17 protein-coding genes are annotated in these 20,683 nt (G+C 47.0%); 8 read left to right on the forward strand and 9 right to left on the reverse strand.

Features of this window, described 5'->3' with window-relative positions; translation table 11 throughout:
* Positions 1-112 precede the first annotated feature (112 nt).
* From BLS69_RS16950 to BLS69_RS16965, 4 genes are all read right to left on the reverse strand, one after another.
* On the reverse strand, positions 113-463 hold the full coding sequence (locus BLS69_RS16950; protein ID WP_024630714.1) for a type II toxin-antitoxin system PemK/MazF family toxin: 351 nt from the start codon (positions 461-463) through the stop codon (positions 113-115).
* A gap of 3 nt (positions 464-466) precedes the next feature.
* On the reverse strand, positions 467-748 hold the full coding sequence (locus BLS69_RS16955) for a CopG family ribbon-helix-helix protein (protein WP_017690037.1): 282 nt from the start codon (positions 746-748) through the stop codon (positions 467-469).
* A gap of 260 nt (positions 749-1,008) precedes the next feature.
* On the reverse strand, positions 1,009-2,196 hold the full coding sequence (gene alr / locus BLS69_RS16960) for an alanine racemase (protein ID WP_091033662.1): 1,188 nt from the start codon (positions 2,194-2,196) through the stop codon (positions 1,009-1,011).
* Positions 2,197-2,591: 395 nt separating this feature from the next.
* Positions 2,592-3,791 carry a DUF4367 domain-containing protein gene (locus BLS69_RS16965; protein WP_091033664.1) on the reverse strand — a complete coding sequence of 400 codons (1,200 nt, stop codon included), beginning with the start codon at positions 3,789-3,791 and terminating at the stop codon, positions 2,592-2,594.
* A 249-nt stretch (positions 3,792-4,040) separates the two neighbouring features.
* On the opposite strand from BLS69_RS16965, the gene BLS69_RS16970 reads away from it, so the two are divergent.
* Entirely contained in the window at positions 4,041-5,534 is a 1,494-nt protein-coding gene (locus BLS69_RS16970) for a serine hydrolase (protein WP_091033668.1), read from the forward strand.
* Between the two features lie 241 nt (positions 5,535-5,775).
* Here the strand turns inward: BLS69_RS16970 and BLS69_RS16975 are convergent, their stop codons facing one another.
* Complete coding sequence (locus BLS69_RS16975) at positions 5,776-7,662, reverse strand: ABC transporter substrate-binding protein (protein WP_091033670.1); 1,887 nt, start codon at positions 7,660-7,662, stop codon at positions 5,776-5,778.
* Positions 7,663-7,785: 123 nt separating this feature from the next.
* Between BLS69_RS16975 and BLS69_RS16980 the strand changes: the two genes are divergently transcribed.
* From BLS69_RS16980 to BLS69_RS16995, 4 genes are all read left to right on the forward strand, one after another.
* The gene (locus tag BLS69_RS16980) at positions 7,786-9,081 is read left to right on the forward strand and encodes an MFS transporter (RefSeq protein ID WP_176872743.1); all 1,296 of its coding nucleotides are present in this window, start codon (positions 7,786-7,788) and stop codon (positions 9,079-9,081) included.
* A 174-nt stretch (positions 9,082-9,255) separates the two neighbouring features.
* Complete coding sequence (locus BLS69_RS16985; protein ID WP_017690042.1) at positions 9,256-9,465, forward strand: helix-turn-helix transcriptional regulator; 210 nt, start codon at positions 9,256-9,258, stop codon at positions 9,463-9,465.
* 1 nt (position 9,466) lies between these two features.
* Positions 9,467-10,237 carry a DUF3169 family protein gene (locus tag BLS69_RS16990; RefSeq protein WP_091033675.1) on the forward strand — a complete coding sequence of 257 codons (771 nt, stop codon included), beginning with the start codon at positions 9,467-9,469 and terminating at the stop codon, positions 10,235-10,237.
* Positions 10,238-10,287: 50 nt separating this feature from the next.
* Complete coding sequence (locus BLS69_RS16995) at positions 10,288-12,495, forward strand: serine hydrolase domain-containing protein (protein ID WP_091033678.1); 2,208 nt, start codon at positions 10,288-10,290, stop codon at positions 12,493-12,495.
* Positions 12,496-12,647: 152 nt separating this feature from the next.
* On the opposite strand, the gene BLS69_RS17000 is transcribed toward BLS69_RS16995, so the two are convergent.
* Together BLS69_RS17000 and BLS69_RS17005 are read right to left on the reverse strand one after the other, a co-directional pair.
* Entirely contained in the window at positions 12,648-13,697 is a 1,050-nt protein-coding gene (locus BLS69_RS17000; protein WP_091033682.1) for a hypothetical protein, read from the reverse strand.
* Positions 13,697-15,532 carry an HSP90 family protein gene (locus tag BLS69_RS17005; RefSeq protein ID WP_091033685.1) on the reverse strand — a complete coding sequence of 612 codons (1,836 nt, stop codon included), beginning with the start codon at positions 15,530-15,532 and terminating at the stop codon, positions 13,697-13,699. Before BLS69_RS17005 ends, BLS69_RS17000 begins: the two co-directional genes overlap by 1 nt.
* 444 nt (positions 15,533-15,976) lie before the next feature.
* Here BLS69_RS17005 and BLS69_RS17010 point away from each other — a divergent pair, with 444 nt between their 5' ends.
* The 3 genes from BLS69_RS17010 to BLS69_RS17020 all read left to right on the forward strand — a co-directional run bounded on the left by BLS69_RS17010 (position 15,977) and on the right by BLS69_RS17020 (position 18,637).
* Positions 15,977-16,882: an ABC transporter ATP-binding protein gene (locus tag BLS69_RS17010; protein WP_091033687.1), complete on the forward strand. Its 906-nt coding sequence runs from the start codon at positions 15,977-15,979 to the stop codon at positions 16,880-16,882.
* Complete coding sequence (locus tag BLS69_RS17015; protein WP_091033690.1) at positions 16,875-17,708, forward strand: ABC transporter permease subunit; 834 nt, start codon at positions 16,875-16,877, stop codon at positions 17,706-17,708. The genes BLS69_RS17010 and BLS69_RS17015 overlap by 8 nt, the downstream gene beginning before the upstream one ends.
* A gap of 134 nt (positions 17,709-17,842) precedes the next feature.
* Positions 17,843-18,637, forward strand: a complete 795-nt coding sequence (locus BLS69_RS17020; RefSeq protein ID WP_091033692.1) for a MurR/RpiR family transcriptional regulator — start codon at positions 17,843-17,845, stop codon at positions 18,635-18,637.
* A 3-nt stretch (positions 18,638-18,640) separates the two neighbouring features.
* On the opposite strand, the gene BLS69_RS17025 is transcribed toward BLS69_RS17020, so the two are convergent.
* Both BLS69_RS17025 and BLS69_RS17030 read right to left on the reverse strand, forming a co-directional pair.
* On the reverse strand, positions 18,641-19,627 hold the full coding sequence (locus tag BLS69_RS17025; RefSeq protein WP_176872862.1) for a Gfo/Idh/MocA family protein: 987 nt from the start codon (positions 19,625-19,627) through the stop codon (positions 18,641-18,643).
* A complete protein-coding gene (locus BLS69_RS17030; protein ID WP_176872745.1) occupies positions 19,627-20,673 on the reverse strand; it encodes a Gfo/Idh/MocA family oxidoreductase in 1,047 nt (348 codons plus the stop codon). The genes BLS69_RS17025 and BLS69_RS17030 overlap by 1 nt, the downstream gene beginning before the upstream one ends.
* Positions 20,674-20,683: the final 10 nt, after the last annotated feature.

Genomic DNA, 20,683 nt, shown 5'->3' on the forward strand with positions numbered 1-20,683 from the left:
CCGAAGGTTGTCATACGCTCTTTTGGTTACAGTCTGAATTCAGTGTGTTCCCTTACAGGAACATCCATTGCCAACGGACGGCAGGGCAGCGTACAAGACACTGGTTGCTGCCTTAAAAATCGATTAAACCAAGGCTGATCTGTAAGGCTTCGTTGACCAGTTTCATGGTCTCCTCGTCCAGATGGGTAATCTTGTCAGTCAGCCTCTGTTTATCAATCGTCCGTATTTGTTCGAGCAAAATAACCGAGTCCCGGTCAAAGCCGTGTGCCGCCGCATCAATTTCAACATGCGTTGGCAGCTTTGCCTTCTGGATTTGGGCGGTGATAGCCGCCACAATACAAGTTGGACTGAACCGGTTGCCGATATCATTCTGGATCACCAGAACCGGCCTGACTCCACCTTGCTCGGAACCGACAACGGGAGAAAGATCCGCAAAAAAAACGTCACCACGTTTTACGATCAATGTCTACACCCCGCTAACTAAGCGGTCCAGAGTGCTGTCCGCATCTTCCTCCGCATGAAAGGCTTCGGATGCCATGGTCAGATTAATTTTTGCCATCTCCATGTACCCTCGCTGCATCGTTTCACGGATGTAACGTTTCTTACGCTCCGTTAAATACAGCTTCATAGCCTGCCTAATCAATTCGCTGCGGTTGGAATTCTCCAGCGCTACGATGCCATCCACTTCCTGCAAAAGATAATCAGGTAAACTGATCATGATCCGCTTGGTGTTCTGCAAGTTGGCCACCTTTCTTCCACCCCCACAAACCTTTCGCCATTGTGAACCAGTATTACGTTTTTCCAGAACTTTTATACAAAGGAATATATATGCCCCGAGTATATCAAGTATGCTGTACTCCATTATAAACACGGGGAACAATATTCGTACAGACCAAACATCTCAATTCAGGAATTAAATCCTTACCGTCATACATAATTCGAGATGCTCCGACAGTTTTCCTTCTGTTCTGAAAAAAAGTTTATTGGGAATGACGTCCAGTTTACCTGTCAGGATGTCAAAAGTGGATTAATTTTGGCGACTACTGCTCCCCCGCGGGTATATACCCGCGGAATGCGGTGCGCCATCATGCAGATCACTTCATAAGCAATCGTACCGAGCTGGGATGCCACCTCGTCTGCGGTTATTACGCCACCAGACTGATGACCGATGAGGACAACCTCTTCGCCGACTTGAATTTCTTCCGCCTCTTCCGCGAAAGATTGTAACGACACCATACACTGATCCATGCAGATCGTACCGACGACAGGGACGCGGCGGCCGCGTACAAGCACTTGTGCTTTACCTGTCAGCATTCTGGAGAATCCGTCTGCATATCCGAGCGGCAGGGTCGCTATTCGTTCGTACCCTTGCGTAAAATAACGGGTTCCGTAACTGATCCCCCAATGGGGTGGCAGTGTTTTGACCAGAACCGCTTTTGTCTTCAGCGTCAATACCGGGGACAGCTTCACCACCTGATGATTCACCTCAGCCGAAGGATACAGTCCGTACAGGCTTATTCCCACACGTACCATGTCATAGGACAATTCCGGTGTATCAATGGCAGCGGCGCTGTTCGCCGTATGTATAATCGGGATGGAACATCCCTGATCCCTGAGCGCATGAACCACGCTTTGGAACCGTCTATACTGCTCCAGTGTATAGGTTTTGTCTTCTTCATCTGCTCTGGCAAAATGGGTAAACATGCCTTCCAGCATCACCTGATTGAGCGAAGCTACTTCCTGAATGAAAGCCAATGCCTCATCGCCAGGCAACAGACCTAATCGGCCCATGCCGCTGTCGATTTTAATATGAACCTTCAGTTGGTTAGCGAATGTGCTCGCATCCAGATGTCGAATGGCGTCAAGCACTTCCCTGCTGAACAGTGTGACGGTCACATCATGTTGCCATGCAACAGCGATCCCTTCAGGCGGCGTATAACCCAGTACCAGGATTGGAATCGTAATCCCATGTTGTCGCAGTTCCAGAGCTTCGTCAAGAAAAGCCACACTTAAGTAATCCACACCCACTCGTTCCAGTTCTCTAGCCGTCTCCACCGCTCCATGTCCATAGGCATTGGCCTTCACACAGGCGAGGAATTTCATGCCCTGAGGCAATGCCTCGCGGAAAGCTTCTACGTTAGTACACAAATGATCCAAATTGATGTCCGCTTGGGTCGGCCGATATTGTCCTTGCACGTTAAGTCACCTTCTCTAATCATCTTAATCCGGCTCACGTCAGACTCCATCGTAATGCTCCAGCATGTGACTGTCAAATGAACCGAAGTTTCGCATTCAAAAACAGATGTAAGGTGCGCCGTTTGAGGAACAAATGCGATCACAGAAGAAGACCAATAAGCGAGATTGGCAGGGCTAAATTCCACTTTTCCACCCCAGCAAAATCTGCTTATATCGATTATTTACCCGGTTCCCTCTGCGTAGAAGCGCATTTTGCATTATTGGGTGTATCGAGTAAGAAAAACGGCGCCAGATGAATACCTGTCTTACATCAAAGCAAAGCACCGGAGAACGGGTCTCCGATGCTTCTTAGCATTCCTTATGTTTATGCTACTATTCGTTCATTTGTTCAAAAATCATTTGCCTGACTCTTCCTGCATCGAAGTTGCAATGCGTACCATTTCGTTCTGAGGCAGGTCTGCACTGGTGATCCGATATTCTATACCATCTGTCATCCATGTCAGTGTCTTCAATGCATCTCCGCTGATCATCCCCAGTGTGAATCCAAGATCCACTACACTGGATGGAGCAAGCGACACAGCTCGATCCTGCGGTCTGGCTTCGAATATGGTGTAATTATATATTCCTTCATAACGAAGCATAACCGAATAGTCTCCCGCCTCTTCCAGAATCTGATCATCCTTGAGCTGCACGCCTTCCGGCGCATAGGTCGGCTGAATTACGCCGAAACTGTCTGAGCCTTCCGGTTCTGCAAGGGTTGGCTCTTCGCCTTCCTGACCTGTTGCAGCACCTTCTGTACCTTGCTGCTCTGTGTCACCACCTACACCTGTCTGTCCATCAGTGGCAGCCCCGTCAGGTTCAGGCGCAGTCTGAGGATTGGCAGGTTCTTTACCACCCTCATTACCGGTTTGCTCCACGGGAGTCACACCGGAGTCCGTTCCTGTTTTGCCACCTTCTTCTGTAGCTGCTGACATGTTACGCTGCATGTCAAAGGCATCTTTCTCAAATTCAGTCCCAAATTTGAAGGAGTCAAATTTCACATCGACCACAACATTGGCATTGGAGTCGGATACTTCCACCTGTTTAGGTGCATAATCGCTTTTGTTCAGCCAGATCTTCTGTCTGACGAGTGCATGTGTATTATAATTGGCAGCTACATCAAAAACATAGCTCTCCTTCTCATCCGCAAACTGACGGGTTGTATCTCCCGTAATGCTCCGAATCAATGTTTCATAGAGATATACCTGTCCTTGGTTATCTGGCCAATTGCTCTGAAAACGGAAGCTTTTGTTCTGGCTCGGCGTCAAAACAAATACACCTTCATCGTTACGCAGTACAATCTGTGTTACATCCTTTTTGGCATTCGTTAACGCAATACGATAATAGGAAGGCTTCTGATGCCATACCTCGACCTTGTACTGCTGCGGCGTATCTCCGGTATGCAGCGTCATCACGCCTGCCCCCTGGTAACTTTCCATCTCTCCTACGACTTCGTTCAGATCTTTGACCACAGCTGCCGCATCCTTCTTCCCGCAGGCGGCAAGTAAGGCCGATAAGACCAATACCATGGCAAGCATCCATGATATTCGGCGCATGACATCATCCCCTTTAGCACATGTTTTCACTTCAGGATTGTGCTTGCAGCAGAACCCCTACTTGATTAGTACATGTTATGAGGGACTTGTTCGATATATGCGGACTAGTTTGACAAGCAATCGGTGAAGTCCGTTAATACGGCATTGCTACGCAAAATCAGTCTCGGGGAGGATGTTAACTTTATCCAGAAAAGGCATAGTGAATTGTAGGATATTATTCGTTTTGTTGAATATTGGGAGGGAAAAGGTATGACGAAAACAAAGCTTCGCACATCACTGGAAGGACTGGATGAATTCATCAACGAGCAGCTTCAATTATGGAATGGTGTCGGCACAGCGGTGGCTGTGATCCATAAGGATGAAGTCGTCTGGCAAAAAGGCTACGGTTATCGTGACCTGGAGTCCAAACTTGAAGTTACCCCTAATACGTTGTTTGCCATCGGTTCAAGTACCAAAGCCTTTACCGCAGCAACCGCTGCTCTGCTTGTGGATCAGGGGATACTCGACTGGGATACCCCTGTGAAGTCGTATATGAAAGATTTTCAGATGTTCGATCCGATCGCAACAGAACGTATAACTATTCGCGACATGCTGTGTCATCGTTCGGGTCTTCCAAGGCATGAGTTGGTATGGTACAACTCCCCACGTACAAGAGAAGAACTTGTTCGTACATTACAGTATCTGGAGCCAAATCAGGATTTCCGAAACAAATGGCAGTATCAGAACCTAATGTACATGACGGCAGGTTATCTGGTTGGACAGCTCAATGAAACTTCGTGGGAGCAGATGGTTCAGAAGACCCTATTTAATCCGCTGGGTATGAACTCAAGTCTGTTCTCTGTTGAAAAAATGCAACTTCAGCCTGACTATGCTTACCCTTATATGGAGAAGGATGGTCAGAATACGAGAATACCTTTTCGAGCCATTGATGCCATAGGACCTGCTGGTTCCATTAACAGCAATCTAGTCGATATGATTGCATGGCTTCAATTCCAATTGCATCAAGGTCAATGGGAAGGAACGTCATTGATATCTAAGGAACAGATGAAGATTATGCATAGTCCTCAGATGCCCAGTGATTCGCCGTTCATAAGCCAAGAACTGCCTGTGAGTACCTATGGTCTGGGTTGGATGATTGAGCCTTATCGTGGACATGCCATGATTCATCATGGTGGGGCTATTGATGGCTTTGCATCGCAAGTTGCCTTTTTGCCAGAGGAACAGATTGGAATCGTGGTTCTGAGCAACACCCACGGAAGTATAATTCCGTATACGGTTGCTTTTCATATCATGGATCAACTGCTTGGATTGGAGCCTGTCAATTGGAGTTCCAAATTGAGCAAATTAATGGGGAAAGAATCAGCAGAAACGGAGGCAAATCCGGAGAATCCTCTGGAAATACCTATTCAGCCAGACACTGCCGTCGAGGAAAAAGTTGAAGAACCTCCTGTCGCTCCTTGTGATCGTCCTCTCACCACTTATGCGGGTATTTACACGCATCCTGGTTATGGCGAGATGTCTATTAAGGAAACATCGGAAGGGTTACAAGCAACCTTTAACGCCATTGAAATGCCCATGGAATACACCGGGAAAGATACGTTCTCCGTCGAATTTGTGTTATTCGGTCTGAAGATCACGTATACGTTTACCCTCAATGAATCTTCAGAAGTTGCTCAATCCATCTCCATTCCTTTGTTGCTTGAACCGGGTACAAAGCCTATTGAATTCATTAGGGTTTCGTAAATGATCAGAACCTATATAAATTAAACTAATGAATGTTTACACTGGTCACTCCGATGACAGAACAACCTTCTGATCGCTGTTATCCCCAGATTTCTTTGATTTCTTTTCATAAAGGGAAAATCCGGGGATAAAGGCGAACGCTCTGCTTCTTCAGGTTATTTCTGTCCTCTCCGTTTTGTATAAATGTTTAATTCAATTTGTATAGAGAACACTTGCTTCATTTCCGTTGTGGTAGCTAGTCCTACCACAACGGAATATACACCGGATAACTCGCATCCTCTTCCTCGGCACCTGGTCTTCTCTTCACCCACAATCGGCGCAGATCAGGCAGACCATAACCCGCAACACGATAATCTCTCAGCGAATCATGATGGGTGTGTTCTTCCTTGAAGCTGTACGTGGGCAGAAGCAATGCCTCCTGAATCAGTCGATCTTCTAGCCGAATCAATCTATTCAACCGCTCCGCAGGTTCCTGGATCATGACCACTCGTCCACATTCCTGTTCCAGTTCATATCTCCAGTAATTATTCATCGCAATCAGGAATAATGTGTTCTGAAAGGTATACATCGTCACCAGACTCAGCACGATATGATCATCGAACACTTCTCCCGTATAGATCAGATCACAATCCCTGAATCCATCTTGATAGACTGCATGGACCGGGTCTCCCGGCATAATGTTAATATGTAGGCCAATCTGGTTACATCTCTCTGCAAACCAGACCATGTCTGCCTCCATCTTTTCTCCTTCTTCCACCCACAGACTTAAACTTTGCCCTTGGTAAGAGCTACGACGTAATAATGCTGAGGCCCGCGCCAGTGAGGTCTCGACAGAAAGTACTGTTTCAGGTGTGACCGAACCATCCGGTTGTTCCGAATGTTGTTTCCATGGCTCCCCTTGATCCACATGCTCCGTTAGATGCCGTTGCTGTGCTCTTCCTCGAATTAAACTATAAGCAGGCTGTGTGTTCGTGCTTCCGAGTGCTTCCCACAACTCCTGCACATTCAATAGCTGTTGAACAGCCCGGCGAAAATTCACATCATGCTGCGGCCCTTCCTTTTGCATATTAAACGTCATATACACACCGCCCTGCATCTCATGCTGTACAGCACGAGGTTGTGCATCCGGAAATAAATCATGCTTGATGATGGACTCCGCTTTGCCCGAGTGGGGGAGCTGCCACACTTCAACACGATCCACATAAGCCCGCCCTTTGAAATAAGCAAGGAACACCTCAAGCACAAGCAGCTTCGAATCATGACGAGTCAATCGATAAGGTCCAGTGCCAATCGGATGAAGCGGGTTCATCTCCACATCTCTCGGCAAGATCGATGCAGACATACTACTCATCAGATCCGGGAACATGAAGTTGGGTTTATTCAACACAAAACGTACAGTCAACTGGTCATACGCTTCTATGCTCTCAATGGAACCAAACAGAGGCCTGCACGGATTACTCTTGTCAGAGATAATACGATCAAAGGTAAACTTGACGTCCTCGGCATCCAGTATCCTTCCATGATGAAAAGGTATGCCTTTGTGCAGATAAAAGGTCCATTCCCTTCCACCCGCTTGACTCTCCCATGCCATAGCCAGGCCCGGCTCACAGACTTCGCGTTCAGCATTATAACGAACCAAACGATCAAAGACCTCTGCAATAATGAATACTTCTCCCCACATCCCCGTCTGCGTTGGGTCGAGAGTCTTAAAAGGTGTATTCTGCGGAATTCGCAATGTATCCACTCGGCCTCTGTCCCCTTCATTCGAACGCAGACCGAATTGATGCTGCATTTGTTGCATCAGATGTTCTCGCATCGGTATTGGCAAGGTAGCGGCCAGTTCATAGGCATCCTCCATCCTGTTGCCATTCAGTAGATAGTCGAACCGTTCATGCGCCACTTCAAGCAACGGGACGTAAAATACCAGCATCGATTTTTTGCCTCTGCCACGCTGAGGGTTCCACCTGACCCATCCGTTCTCCTTGAATTTGTTCATAATGAGGTTCATGTTGCGCATGGTACAACATAAAAGATCGGCAAGTTCACCTACCGTTGTATGTACTTCTTGTTCATCATGCACATGTGGAAAGTTTAATCGCAGTTGAATGTAATGTTCTGATACGTCCATATATGCCCCACCTTCTGCTAAAATACGAAATCCATCCGGATGCTTCTACAGTTTTTCTTCAGGTTTTCCTCCATTATACTCAGTAACATCAACATGACCAGTGGGAAGGAAGAAAAACGATTTATGAAATACGCCGATTTGCACCCTAACATCAGGATACGTATCATCACTGATTTTTTCACCGATCTGACCCAGAAGTCCATCATTCCATTCATGGCGATCTATCTGAGTATTCAGATTGGCGCAGGTTTAGCAGGGTTATTACTGACGGTCAATATTGTGGCTTCCATGATTGTTGGATTGTGGGCAGGATATTGGTCTGATCGAATTGGACGGAAGAAATTGATGGTGATCGCACAAAGTCTCCAAGTCATGGCTCTACTCGGCTTGGCCATCGCCAATTCGCCGTGGATGGATTCAATCATCGTCACCTGCCTCATGTTTCTGCTCAGCAGTCTCAGTTCAGGGATCACAGTGCCGATAGCTAATGCCATGATTGTTGACGTGAGCAGTGAACATGAACGTCATTATGTATATGGGTTGCAATATTGGACAACAAACGTTGCTGTAACCTTTGGCGCACTGATGGGCGGGCTATTATTCGAATCATTTCGTTTCCTATTGTTCAGTCTGGTATGCCTAGAAAGTATAGCTACCCTGTTTATTTTGGTCTTTATGATTCGTGAAACAATGTATAAACGCGTGTACGATTGTGAAGATCAATCCAATAATTCCGGCCCATCCACCAGAGCATTGGAGGCCGATGCTCCCATCCAGAGGAACATACTGAAAACGTACTGGGCCGTCTTTCAGGACAAACGTTTCATGATATTTTTCACGGCTACGGTACTTGCAGTCTCCCTGGAATTTCAGTTGGATAAATACATCGCTGTTCGTCTAAAAAAAGAATTCACCGCTCAACTGTTCGGCTCAGATATCTCAGGTCTGCATATGTTCAGCCTAATCATGGTCATCAACACCGTACTGGTCGCCTTGGTTGCCATTCCATTCTCCAAATGGATAGGTCGCTTCCAGTCCCGGTCTATCATGACTGTCGGTATGCTCCTCTATACCGCAGGTTTCACCGTACTTGCTTTCAGCAACTGGGCCTGGTTACTTATCTTCTCCGCTATATTGCTGACCATTGGAGAATTGATGTACGCCCCTGTTCGTCTGGTCATGCTCGCGGGCATGATTCCAGATTCGGACCGTGCTGCCTATATGGCTGCTGACGGGTTGAGTTATAACGTTGCTGCCCTCCTCGGCAGTATTGGGTTAACTATTGGAGCCTTTCTGCCCTCCTATGCGATGGCTGGTCTGTATATCCTGATGGGGCTTGGAGCGCTCATCTTTTTCCGAATGTTACTTCGGAAGGCAGAGGAACAGAATCAACATCTGCCGTGTGCAGATGCATCTTGATTTCACTTTTTTGGAAACTTTTCGGACAACAAAATAATCATCCTAGGGAGCCCAGCAGGCTCTCTTTTTCATGACCAACCTCATCGCATACAGGTAAATTATTATTAACATTTTGTATATTATAGTTTACATTTAGTAAAATATCATGTACATTAGGTTCATGGAGGTGAGCAAGTGGAAGAATTACACAATCACGTTCGGGAGTTACGAGCCAGAGACCGGCTATCCCAAGCGGAACTGGCCAAACTCATTGGTGCATCCCGTCAAACCATTGCCCTGATTGAGCGTGGAGATTACTCTCCGTCGGTCGTTCTGGCACTAAAAATAGCACATGTATTCCGTGAACCTGTCGAAAAAATCTTTGAACTGAAAGGTGGAGATTAAAATGAAAAATTCATCATCCTCGTCCATCAAAAAGCGGTTGCGTCTTCCCTTGTATGCAGCAGGTGGCGCTGTAGTTGGTTTTCTGGGAGCTAGCGGAGTCAGTAAACTCCCTTCTGACTTGAACTGGACGCTGTCCGTGTATTATGACTATGATCTTTTATTCGCAATACTGGCGGCTCTTGTGGTAGTTATGACGGTGTGGAACATCTTCAGTCTCTCCCGCACGCCATCTGTCCCTCCCATGGAAGATGATGCTTATGGAGATTCCGATTCACTCATCTCTCCCGCAGAGCGCTCCCTTGGGAAAGCGATGATCCTCAGCGGATTCAGCGTTATTCTTACGTTTACCTGGGCAGCACTCGCCTTGTCCTTATATGCATCCAACCGAACCATGCCGAATTCTCCAGAACTGTTTAACCTCTTGAATCTCGTTGCTTCGTGTATCTCCATTATCATCGTTGTGGTCGTGCAAACTCTGACTGTGAAGCGATACAACCGTTATTATCCTGAACGCACTCTGGATCTGAACTCGCGCAATATGAAGAAGGATCATTTTGAGAAGCTGGATGAAGGCGAGAAATGGCTTGTGTATCGCGCAGCCTATCGTTCTTTTCAGATGATGAATGTACTTCTTGGTGTCGGAATGGTCTCTATGGTTCTATATTCGATGCTCTTTACCTTTGCTCCATTCCCAATTGTAATGCTCTCTGTGATCTGGATTGCCAACATTGGAATCTATTATCGTGAAACCTATCGTGCGAGTAATCAGTAATACATGGGTAAGTAACTATTTTGTAAATATTTTCATAAAGGAGTGTTTGCATGCATTTATCCAAACGAAAGACCCGTTTCAGGTTCACCTCCCTAACAGGAGCTTTCATGGCTGTGGTTCTGTCTCTCAGTCTATGGGTACCCGCAGTCCAGGCGGAGACAGCGACTCCAGTAGCTGCTGAACAAGGAAAGACGAAAGCGCTGACAACTGAATCGGCTACAGCATTTCTGGATTCTTTCTTCGATTCACCTGAGGCAAAGCCCCATTATGTGGGAGCCTCCGTGGTTGTTGTGAAAGATGGCAAAGTACTGGCGGAAAAAGGATATGGCTTCTCCGATGTGGAGAGTAAAACAGCGATCGATCCGAAAAATACGGCCTTCCGTGTAGCCTCTGTCTCCAAAACGTTCACGTCAGCAGCTGTTATGCAGCTGGTCGAGCAAGGCAAGGTTGATCTGCAAGCTGATTTTCAGACCTATGTGAAAGGGCTCGAATTCGATAATCCTTTTGACAAACCTGTAACTGTGGAGAACCTGCTCACCCATACGACCGGATTCGAGATCCGTGATCCGCAGCAGGAAGACATCCATACTGATTTTGACAAGTACATAGCGATGGAGGATTACGCACAGCAACATATGCCTCCTGTCGTTCGGGAGCCTGGTAGCGCCTACATGTACGATAACTTCTCGTTTTTGCTTCTTGGCATGATTGTTGAAAATGTAAGCGGCGAGCCTTTTGAATCCTACATGCAACAACATATCTTCAAACCGCTAGGAATGGGTAACAGCAGTTTCATGCTGGACAAAAAGTTCCAAAAGCAGCTAGCTACAGGCTATGATGCGGCACACAATCCGCTTGATCTGTACACCATCTCTCCAACACCAATGCCTCAAGGTGGCATGTTGTCTACCGCTGAGGACATCGGGAAGTTCATGATTGCGTTCCTGAATGATGGTGTGAAGGACAATAAGCGAATTTTCAAGGAATCCACGGTGAAAAGCATGGAACAGTACCGGTCTTCCATTCATCCACTGTTACCAAACACCACGTATGGATTCGAAGCTGCATTTCAGCTTCCCGGAGCAGGAAGTAATCCAAGTATCATTACAAAAGGAGGCGACCTGACCGGATTCAGCTCTTATCTCTTCCTTATTCCCGAGCAAAATACAGGCGTTTTCCTGACGTATAATCAAAATGGAGCACTTCGTAATCTGTTCTACCCGGCATTCATTCAAAGTTTCTTCCCGCAATATGCAGAGCCTGTACAGTTCAAGGAATACACGCCGCAATCTGCAGCTGGGCTGCAACGCTTCACCGGATTGTACGCGGATCTACGAATTAGCACGATCGTCAGCTCTTTGAAAAATGCTGGTACAGAGCCTGGACAACTGAGCATTTCGGACGTTTTTCTCGGTCAACGCAACCTGATTCAAGTGGAAGATAATCTCTTCAAAGATGAATTGACCGGTCAATTCACAGCATTCAAAGAATATACAGATGGCACCACATACATGAAGGAACCTTACCTCAACCCTATGGGTTATGAGAAAAAAGGACAAAAGCCTATGGGCTTCCGGGATGTTCGTGAGAACAGTCCTTATGCTGAAGCAATCTATGCCATACAATCTCTTGGATATTATGAGAATGATGCTAACAAGTCTTTCCAACCGAAATCAGCTGTGACACGAGCTGAATTTATTGAGAACACGCTTAAACTGAGTGGATTGAAGCCCAGCAAAACAACACCTCCTGCAGGCACCGACTGGGCAGACCATGAAGCAGCCGGATATATTCAACTTGGATATGAAATGGGTATGATTACTGGCAAGGACGAACAGCAGTTTAAGCCGGATCAAGTAATTATCCGACAGGAAGCCATGGTCATGATGTGGAGAATTCTGCAACTGCAATATCCTAGTGAACTGTTCACGGATGTCAAACTTGCGGGACACACGGACCCATGGGCTGTACCAGCCGTTCAGATGATGGCGAAGCTTGGTATCCATGGACCTGAGGTAAAAGTGCTGGAAGATGGATCCATTGATTTACTTTCCCGCAAACCTCTGATTCGTCAGGAAGAGGCTGCGATCATGTATGCGCTGCTTACCCAACCAACAGATCAAATCGTCGCTGAACTGATGGCTGCTCAGCAGCCGCAAGCAGAACCTGCTGAAGAAGCCGAAGCTGCAGAGGAGACATCTGAAACTGCACCGATTCCATCACCAGCGCCGGTCCCTTCTGCGACTTCAGCACAATAAAAATAAAATATCTTCATACCGTTTAGATTCATCATGCTTATGAGGCAAGAAAAAACAGGCTTGTTCAGAAGGGTAAGATCCTTCTCGAACAAGCCTGTTTCGTTACTTTTCATAACTTATTATAGCGATCTGTTATTGAGTTATATCCGTCTCTATTCGATCAACGAAGATACATGACGATTCCCGTTGCGCTGATCAAACTTGGCTGCAGCGGTCTGAGCATGCTCCGCAAAGTAATCGGCCAGCTTGAGCAGGTCGCCCGGGTCGCCTTCATACGGGAAGGACGCTGGCAGGCGCAATCGGTATTCTGGAGATTCTTCCGCCCAGCGGCGAAGCAACGATGCTGCTCTGGCATAAAACAACATTTTGGCGTAAGGATCTTCATGATCAGCAGCGAACACCAGTGTTTCCTCCAGCACATCAATGCCTTTTGCAGGGTTCGTACGTGTGAGATAATCCATCTGTTCCGCAAAACTCTGCACAAAATCGTTCTGGCCTTTGATCAGGCGATATCCCTTGGTCTGATGTTTATCTGCTTCGGCAGTCCGTCCCAACCGATATAACGGCATCAAAATTTCAGACAAAGTCAGATGTGGAATCTCCGCACAGCTCATACGCCCTTTCAGGATAGGCTGTGCCGCCTCCAACACCTTCTCATCGTCTCCTTTTAACAGGAAATATCGCATAATCTCATCCTGCTCACAGGCTTCGCAGTCACTCATAAAGTCACGATCCATCGTTCTGAATCGATCATAACTGCGTCCCGCTTCCTCCAGCTCCCCAAAATCCATAAAGATCCGGAATCGATAATACCAGTAGGAGCGTTCGCTGTAACCGTACGACTTGAAACGCCGTCCGAAATCCTCCAACAACTCCATGATCTTCTCACGTGATATTTCCGGGAAGTCGGGCATCTTGCCCAATATCCATTTGTACGACCACATTAATGTTTCTTCATCATATTCTTCGGGCTGTTGGTCGAACTTGCCCAGCTGCCAGGAAAAAGCAATCAAAGCTTTCATCGGATATCCACAGAAGGTGGCTACATCCACAATCTCTGAGCGTGCTTCGTACGCTTCCATAACCATACCATTGACATCGGCCACCCGCGCTGCTTCCTCCAGCATACCAAGCTTCGCCGGACCATTGGGTAAGCCATAGGCCTCGTCCATCAATTCTTCAAAATCCATCTCTGTCTTCATCACGCATCCCCCTTACGATCTGTATTTGCACGCAAACCCCAATCTATAAAACGAACAATGCCCTGATTTAACACTTCAAGCTCCTGTTTGCTCATGGCATAATGCCCCATCATCAGTGCATTGACGTATAACATTTCGATGGCAATCGGCGTCATCTGATCATCCGGTGATGTCAGTACCCGCTGAATGATCGGATTACTCACGTTCAGATACAAAGTTGAGTACCCTGCTGAACTCATGCCAGAAGACAATGAACCCAGAACAGACGAGAACAATTCCGTGCTCTCCTCGCTTGCTTTTTCAAGTGCACGAAGTGTTGAAGATTCTTGAGACAGCGTGAACAACACCGGCAGATCCGCTGGCTTGAAACCTTTCACCTCAGCCCGGCAACGGAAGCGCTGTAAGGCAGAATCGGCTAGTCGCAATGCATCATAATATTGATTACGTTCAGCGGGAGGTACATCGGTGAAACTCATCGAGACCTGGTCCGGTTGTAGACGCTCCGTCTGTACATTGTGTACAGCCATCGGCAATGTCGTCATCAACTCGCTGTCATAGATGTACCCACCGTTAATCACCAGCATCGATTGTGCGGATGCCACATGATGGATCTGACGGTACTCATCCACAGAAGACGTGAAATACAACGTCTCTCCTTCATCGATTAGCTCACCCAGTTCACGGTGCCCCCTCGTACTCTCAAAAGGCAGCCAGCGATGAATCATCGCGTAGAATGCCTGATCCTGCACAGCCAGTGCCTTCATGGACAGAGCATGCAGGCGAATCAGCTTCTGCAGCCGTTCCGTCTGGCTCTCAGCCATGTCGGCCAGTCCCTGGCGAAGTGCGTCTCCAAGTTCGGAGCGAACTTCCTCCAGCTTTTCATTTTCATAAAAATGTTCACGTGATGCCGTCGGTTGAAGCTCATCTGTCCAGATCAGGCATTTCACGAAGAAAGCCCACTCTGGCAAAATGTTCTCAGCCTTCTCCGAAATCAGCATTCGCTTCAGGTAAACCCGGTGAGAACGCTTGGCATTCAGATTAACCGCGTGTGGCAGTACAAAAGCAATACCCCCGGTACGGCCTGAAGCCGTTGTCAACGGAATGAAGTCCTGGAACTGCTCGCCAAGCAGACGTTCACCAAATGCCAATACCTCTGATCTGCGTGAACGTGCGAGTGCAGGGTCCATCAGCCAGATCGGTGTCTCGCTATTCACTACATGTTGGGCGCCGTCATGATCCAGCGTGACTGGATACGGCAATAACGCTCCGTAATAGAACAGAGCTTCTTTCACATACTCTGGTTCAAAATAGTGCGCCGCGTCCGGTATGCAACGCAGATATACTTTGGTCCCCGGGGACAGCTGTGTGTCCAACTGTCGAATCGTATAGGTACCATCCGGCTTGCCCCGCCACTCCATCGAAGGGCCACCCTTGGCCGATTGCGTCAACATGACGATTTCGTGACTCACCATGAAACAGGATAACAACCCAATCCCGAAACGTCCGATAAACGAAGTCTCTCCATCCAGCAGCGCTTGCTGCCCCCTCTTCGAGGATTGTCCAATCATCGCCAGGAATTCATGGATATCAGCTTCAGTCAAGCCGATGCCGTTGTCCTCCACCATCATGGTCAATTGTTCACCTGTCCCTGTCAGTTCCACACGAACTTTGCCCTGATACCCTGGCTCGGCCTCCGTTCGTGCAGTAATCGCATCCGTCGCATTCTGCATCAGTTCTCGCAAGAACACTTTCGGACTGCTATATAGATGGTTGGATAAAATCTGGATCATCCCGCTCAGGTTCACTTGAAAACGATATTCATTGGATGCTGTCATGACTCACTCACCTTCCTCTAAGTCCAAACACAATATGTACCCATACGATGTAATCATATGGATGTGTTAGACGAATTCATTATGTAATCGTTAAAAACAGACGTTCCCGTGACAGGCACGCCTAAACATCACGTCAAGCCGCTCCTGGATAACCAAGACCGGCGTTAGATGAATATTACAGGCATTCATGAGACGTATGGCCTTATCTTTCATTACCACATTATGAATGGCAATGAAACGGATGTTCTACCCTAAAATAAGGATACATGTTACACGGCAGAGAAAAAACAAACCTGAGACCCGATTTCAGACAGACTTCAGGGTAAATATGCATCCTACATTCGGGACTATTGAAGGAGGAAAATATCTTTTTTATCGTCCATTTGAACGATATCAGCCTACCACACGTATAATCTCCAAACTCAGATCGGACGGTGAATATACATGATCGAAGTACGCAACATATCCAAGCAATTCAAGGAGCATCAAGCACTGCATGATGTCAGTTTCACAGTTAAACAAGGCAGTGTCACCGGGTTGATTGGACCCAACGGTTCGGGCAAAACCACACTGATCCGTATCATGAATGGGGTCTTGGGCGCTTCCGGTGGACAGGTGACCATTAACGGATTGGACGCCGCTCGTGAGGCGGAGAAAGTACTGGCCATGTGTGGCACCCTTACCGAGCAAAGTGGATTATATGAAAATATGAGCGGGCGTGACAATCTGACTTTCTTCGCAGAGGTTTTTGGCCTGAAGCATGCCAAGAAACGAATCGACGAGCTTGTAACTCTGTTCGAGTTGCAGGATTATCAGCATCGAAAAGTCGGCACCTATAGCACAGGCATGAAGAAACGCTTGGGCCTTGCACGAGTACTCTTGCACCGTCCTTCCATCCTGTTTCTGGATGAGCCCACCAATGGCCTTGATCCGGATGGAATTCAGATGGTGCTGCGCATTATCCGTCAGTTAAATAAGGAAGAAAAGATGACGATTCTGGTCTCATCCCATGTGCTGTCCCAGCTGTCAGCCGTCTGTGATCATTATATTTTCATGGAAAAGGGGCACATCGTGGAGGAAGGCACAGAGCAGGAGATTGTTAGCCGGTACCTGTCCACGCCGAAGCTCGAAGTAGAAGCCGACATGCCCAATGGATGGCACACGGCAACCGACTTCACGCCTGAAATAATCTCCGCACATCAAGCAGTATTTCAGCTTACATCGCGTGAAGACATTCCATTACTCCTAAGGCAATTAACGGAGCATGGTCAAGTCTATCAGGCCCGCATCACGGGCAGTGATCTGGAAAGTATCTATTTTGCCATAAGGGAGGCACACCACCATGAATAACCGCCAAGCCATACGTGCACTGGTACGTAAAGATATCCGGTCCGTCACAGCCAGCGTTCAGCTCTGGTTGCCCATGTTGATCGTCCCACTGATTATCGGAATCATTATGCCCTCTGCCCTCCTGTGGGCGGCCTCCAGAATGGAACTTCGTTCTCTGGGCAACATCAGCTTTCTACTCGAATCATTGGATGCGTTAACCCATGGTGGACAGATTCCTCAGCTTGCTTCCATGCCTACAGATAATCATCGTATTGTCTATTACTTGGCCATGTATATGTTCGCTCCCTTGTTTCTCATCATTCCGGTGATGGCCTCCAGTATTCTGACGGCCAATAGTTTCGCTGGTGAGAAGGAACGTAAGACGCTGGAAGGATTGTTGTTCACACCGATCAGTATGAACACTCTTTTTAAAGGCAAAGTGCTAGCGGCCCTGATCCCTTCCCTTCTATTATCCTGGGTTACTTTCCTGATCTACGGAATCATTGCCAATATTCTGATGTACCCCATGTTTGGAACGTTGATGTTTCCCAATCTGAACTGGATAATACTTGTGGTGTGGGTTGTTCCCGCTTGCAGTCTTATGGTCATTTTATTGAACGTCCTGATCTCGGCCAAGGTCCGTGGGTTCCAGGAAGCCTATCAGCTCGGCGGATTAATTGTCCTTCCCCTCATCGCCTTAGTCGCTGGTCAAGCCAGTGGCATGCTGCTCATTGGTCCTTGGATGTTACTCATGATTGGAGCAGTGCTCCTGCTCATAAGTTTGATTCTTCTTCGTCTGGTCACGGCGTGGAATGGTCGTCAGCAACTGGCGGAAAGTCAGATCTGAATGATGTGCGTGTAACGAGGAAATTCGACAGATCACACTGTCGCTCCGCTATACAGATTGAGAAATAAATATACGCGGGTTATGATGTCGAGATATATGCTATGGGATGATTCTAGAGAGGATGGAACAACTGTATGGAATCCAAACTACTTCAAAAATTAAAATATGCTTCACAATTAACGGCACAGGAGAAACATATTGTGGACTATATCCTGAACAATCCCGAAGTTGTATTTGATTCTACAGCCCATGAACTGGCACAGCAGACCTATACAAGCTCATCCACCATTGTTCGCTTATGCAAAAAGCTGGGTACCAAGGGGTACCCAGACTTTCAGTTAAAGCTTGCTCTTGAATATCAACAGATGCCTTCCGCGATGCAAACGCAGGATCATGCAATTGCAGAACAAGGCAATGTGCTGGCTGCCATCGACTCGGTTCCTTACCTGTACCAGCAGGCGCTGGAGGATACCCGCCGGATGTTAAACGCTCCTGTTTTGCTACGAATCGCTAGCTGGGTTAAAGAATCCGTACGCATTGATATCTATGGCAGTGATATGAATTATTATCTGGCTCAACAGGCTTGTGCCAAGTGGAATGAACTCGGCATATCTGCCATTGCTCATAATAGTCCCAACATGCATTATTTGAACACGATGAATCCCAATAGCCTGACGCTGTCTTTTGTTATCTCACACACAGGGGAGAACCAATCCATGATTGAAGCCGCCAAAGTGCTCAATAGCAAACAGATGAAAGTCATCGCGGTCACGGGCAACAACCATTCAACCCTGTCCAGACATTGTGATGAAACGCTGCTGGCTTATGGATACAATGAACAATTAAGGCTATCCAAAATGTCTTCGATGGTCTCGGTACTCTACATTTTCGACATGTTATACATGGGGAGCATTAGCGATACGTATTAACGATTAAAGCTGGTCCGCTGCAAATACAATCCCGGCATTCTTGCGCGCACTCATGAGTACACTCATCACAGACTGGCTGTGTTCGAGTAGTTCGTAACACCGTTTGTAATCCCCATTTGCATGGATGTCCCTGAACGCTTCCCACTCATAGTACAGCCAATTGGATTTGGTCTGCTCATTATACCCCTCAGCAGGCTCATTCCCGATTTGAAGCTTGATCTCCCGGCAACCGTTTGCTCCTCCCACAACCTGAAGATAACCTTTCTCGCCCTGAATGAGCACAAAGTTCATGCCGTTTGTGTCTTTGGCACCTACACATTCTGCAATAAACTCCGGATATTGGAGAACCACTACACCTGACGTATCAATGCCATTTGCATGCTGATTCGCGGTATACGATACGGTATTTGGACTCCCAAACAGATTCATGACCAGATGAAGATTATAAATATTGATATCCATCAGCGCTCCGCCAGAGAATTGTGGATTAAATACGTTCGGCGTTTCCCCTGCAAGCAGATCATTGTATTTGCGCGAGTATTGACTGTAGTTACACTGGATGAGTTTGATCGGACCAAGCTTTGGTAGCTGCTCCTGTATGACTTTAATATTGGGCAGATGAATGTTGGAGATAGCTTCAAACAGCAACAGATTCTTTTCTTTTGCAAGTGCAATCAGCGTTTCTGCTTCCTGAAGCGTGGACGTGAACGGTTTTTCGCAGACGACATGTTTGCCATGTTGAAGTGCCTGATAGGCCTGTTCGTAGTGCATGCTGTTTGGTGAAGCAATATATACGAGATCTACATTTGTATCTGAAAATAGGGATTCCAGGTCCGTATAGATGGTATCGACCCCATACTTACCCGCAAGCTCCTGTGCTGTCTCTCTCTTTCGGGAGTACATCGCTGTACACGTAACATCATCCAGTTCATTGATCGCAGATAAAATGGCATCCACAATGAACCCTGTACCAATCGTTGCTATATTCATCATATCGTTTCGCTCCTGTCGTTGGTTGTTTGTCGGTTTGCTCTCTTCGCTGCTTCGATTCCGTCATGTAAAATATCCAATACATATAAAACCTCTTCATCCTTGACCGGTTTATCACCGCTATGTCGAATGGCATGAAGCAGTTGATCATATAAAATGCCATAGTCCGTCGCTTCCGAAGGAACTTTCTCCGTATGTGATGTTCCCTCATCGTCCACATAACTAATCGTACCCCAGTTATCCTCCGGTTCAGCTTGAATGGATACCCGGGTTCGTCCATCTCCATTTTTCGTTTGATGCCCACTGCTATATTTAACAAAGCTCCCTCGATCACCGTGGACAATGAATTTTGGATGCTCGATCTTCACAAGCAGACTGCACTTAATCGTGGCCTTCATTCTTCCATATCGAAAATCAATATCGATGTAATCATCGGATTCACCCGGCGCGATCAAACTCCGAACATCATAATCAATTCGGTCAGCTACGCCATAGATGGAGATTAACTGATCGATGGTATGCACGGCCAAGCCATGCAACAATCCAAATCCACTTCTCGTATACTGTGGGTGAAAATAATCATAGTGGGACTGGATTTCAACAATATTCCCCAGTTTGCCGCTCTCAATCACTTTTTTCAATGTCAGAAAGTCACCATCAAATCTGCGATTTTGATTTGCCATGGCATTGAGATTTTTACGGCTCGCTAGTTCAAAGACAGCTTTGGCTTCCGCAGAAGTGGAGGCAAAAGGTTTCTCGACCAGCACATGTTTCCCATGTTCCAACGCCTGCTTGGCGTATTCTACATGGCTATCCACATGGGTAGCAACAACAATCAACTCAATCTCATCATCCTGCAATATGTCTTCAAAATTGGTTGAAAAAGCAAGCTCGGGATAAAGTAATTCACCCTCTGTATCGCCAACCCGATCTTCCTCGCGACGGTATATCGTCTTCACCTTGATATTTTCCTTTTTGTCCAGATAAGGCAAACGATAATTCACCACCGCATTCCCAAATCCGATGATCGCCACATTCATGAACATGATCGCTCAC

Source organism: Paenibacillus sp. CF095, from assembly GCF_900101225.1.
Lineage (GTDB): Bacteria > Bacillota > Bacilli > Paenibacillales > Paenibacillaceae > Paenibacillus.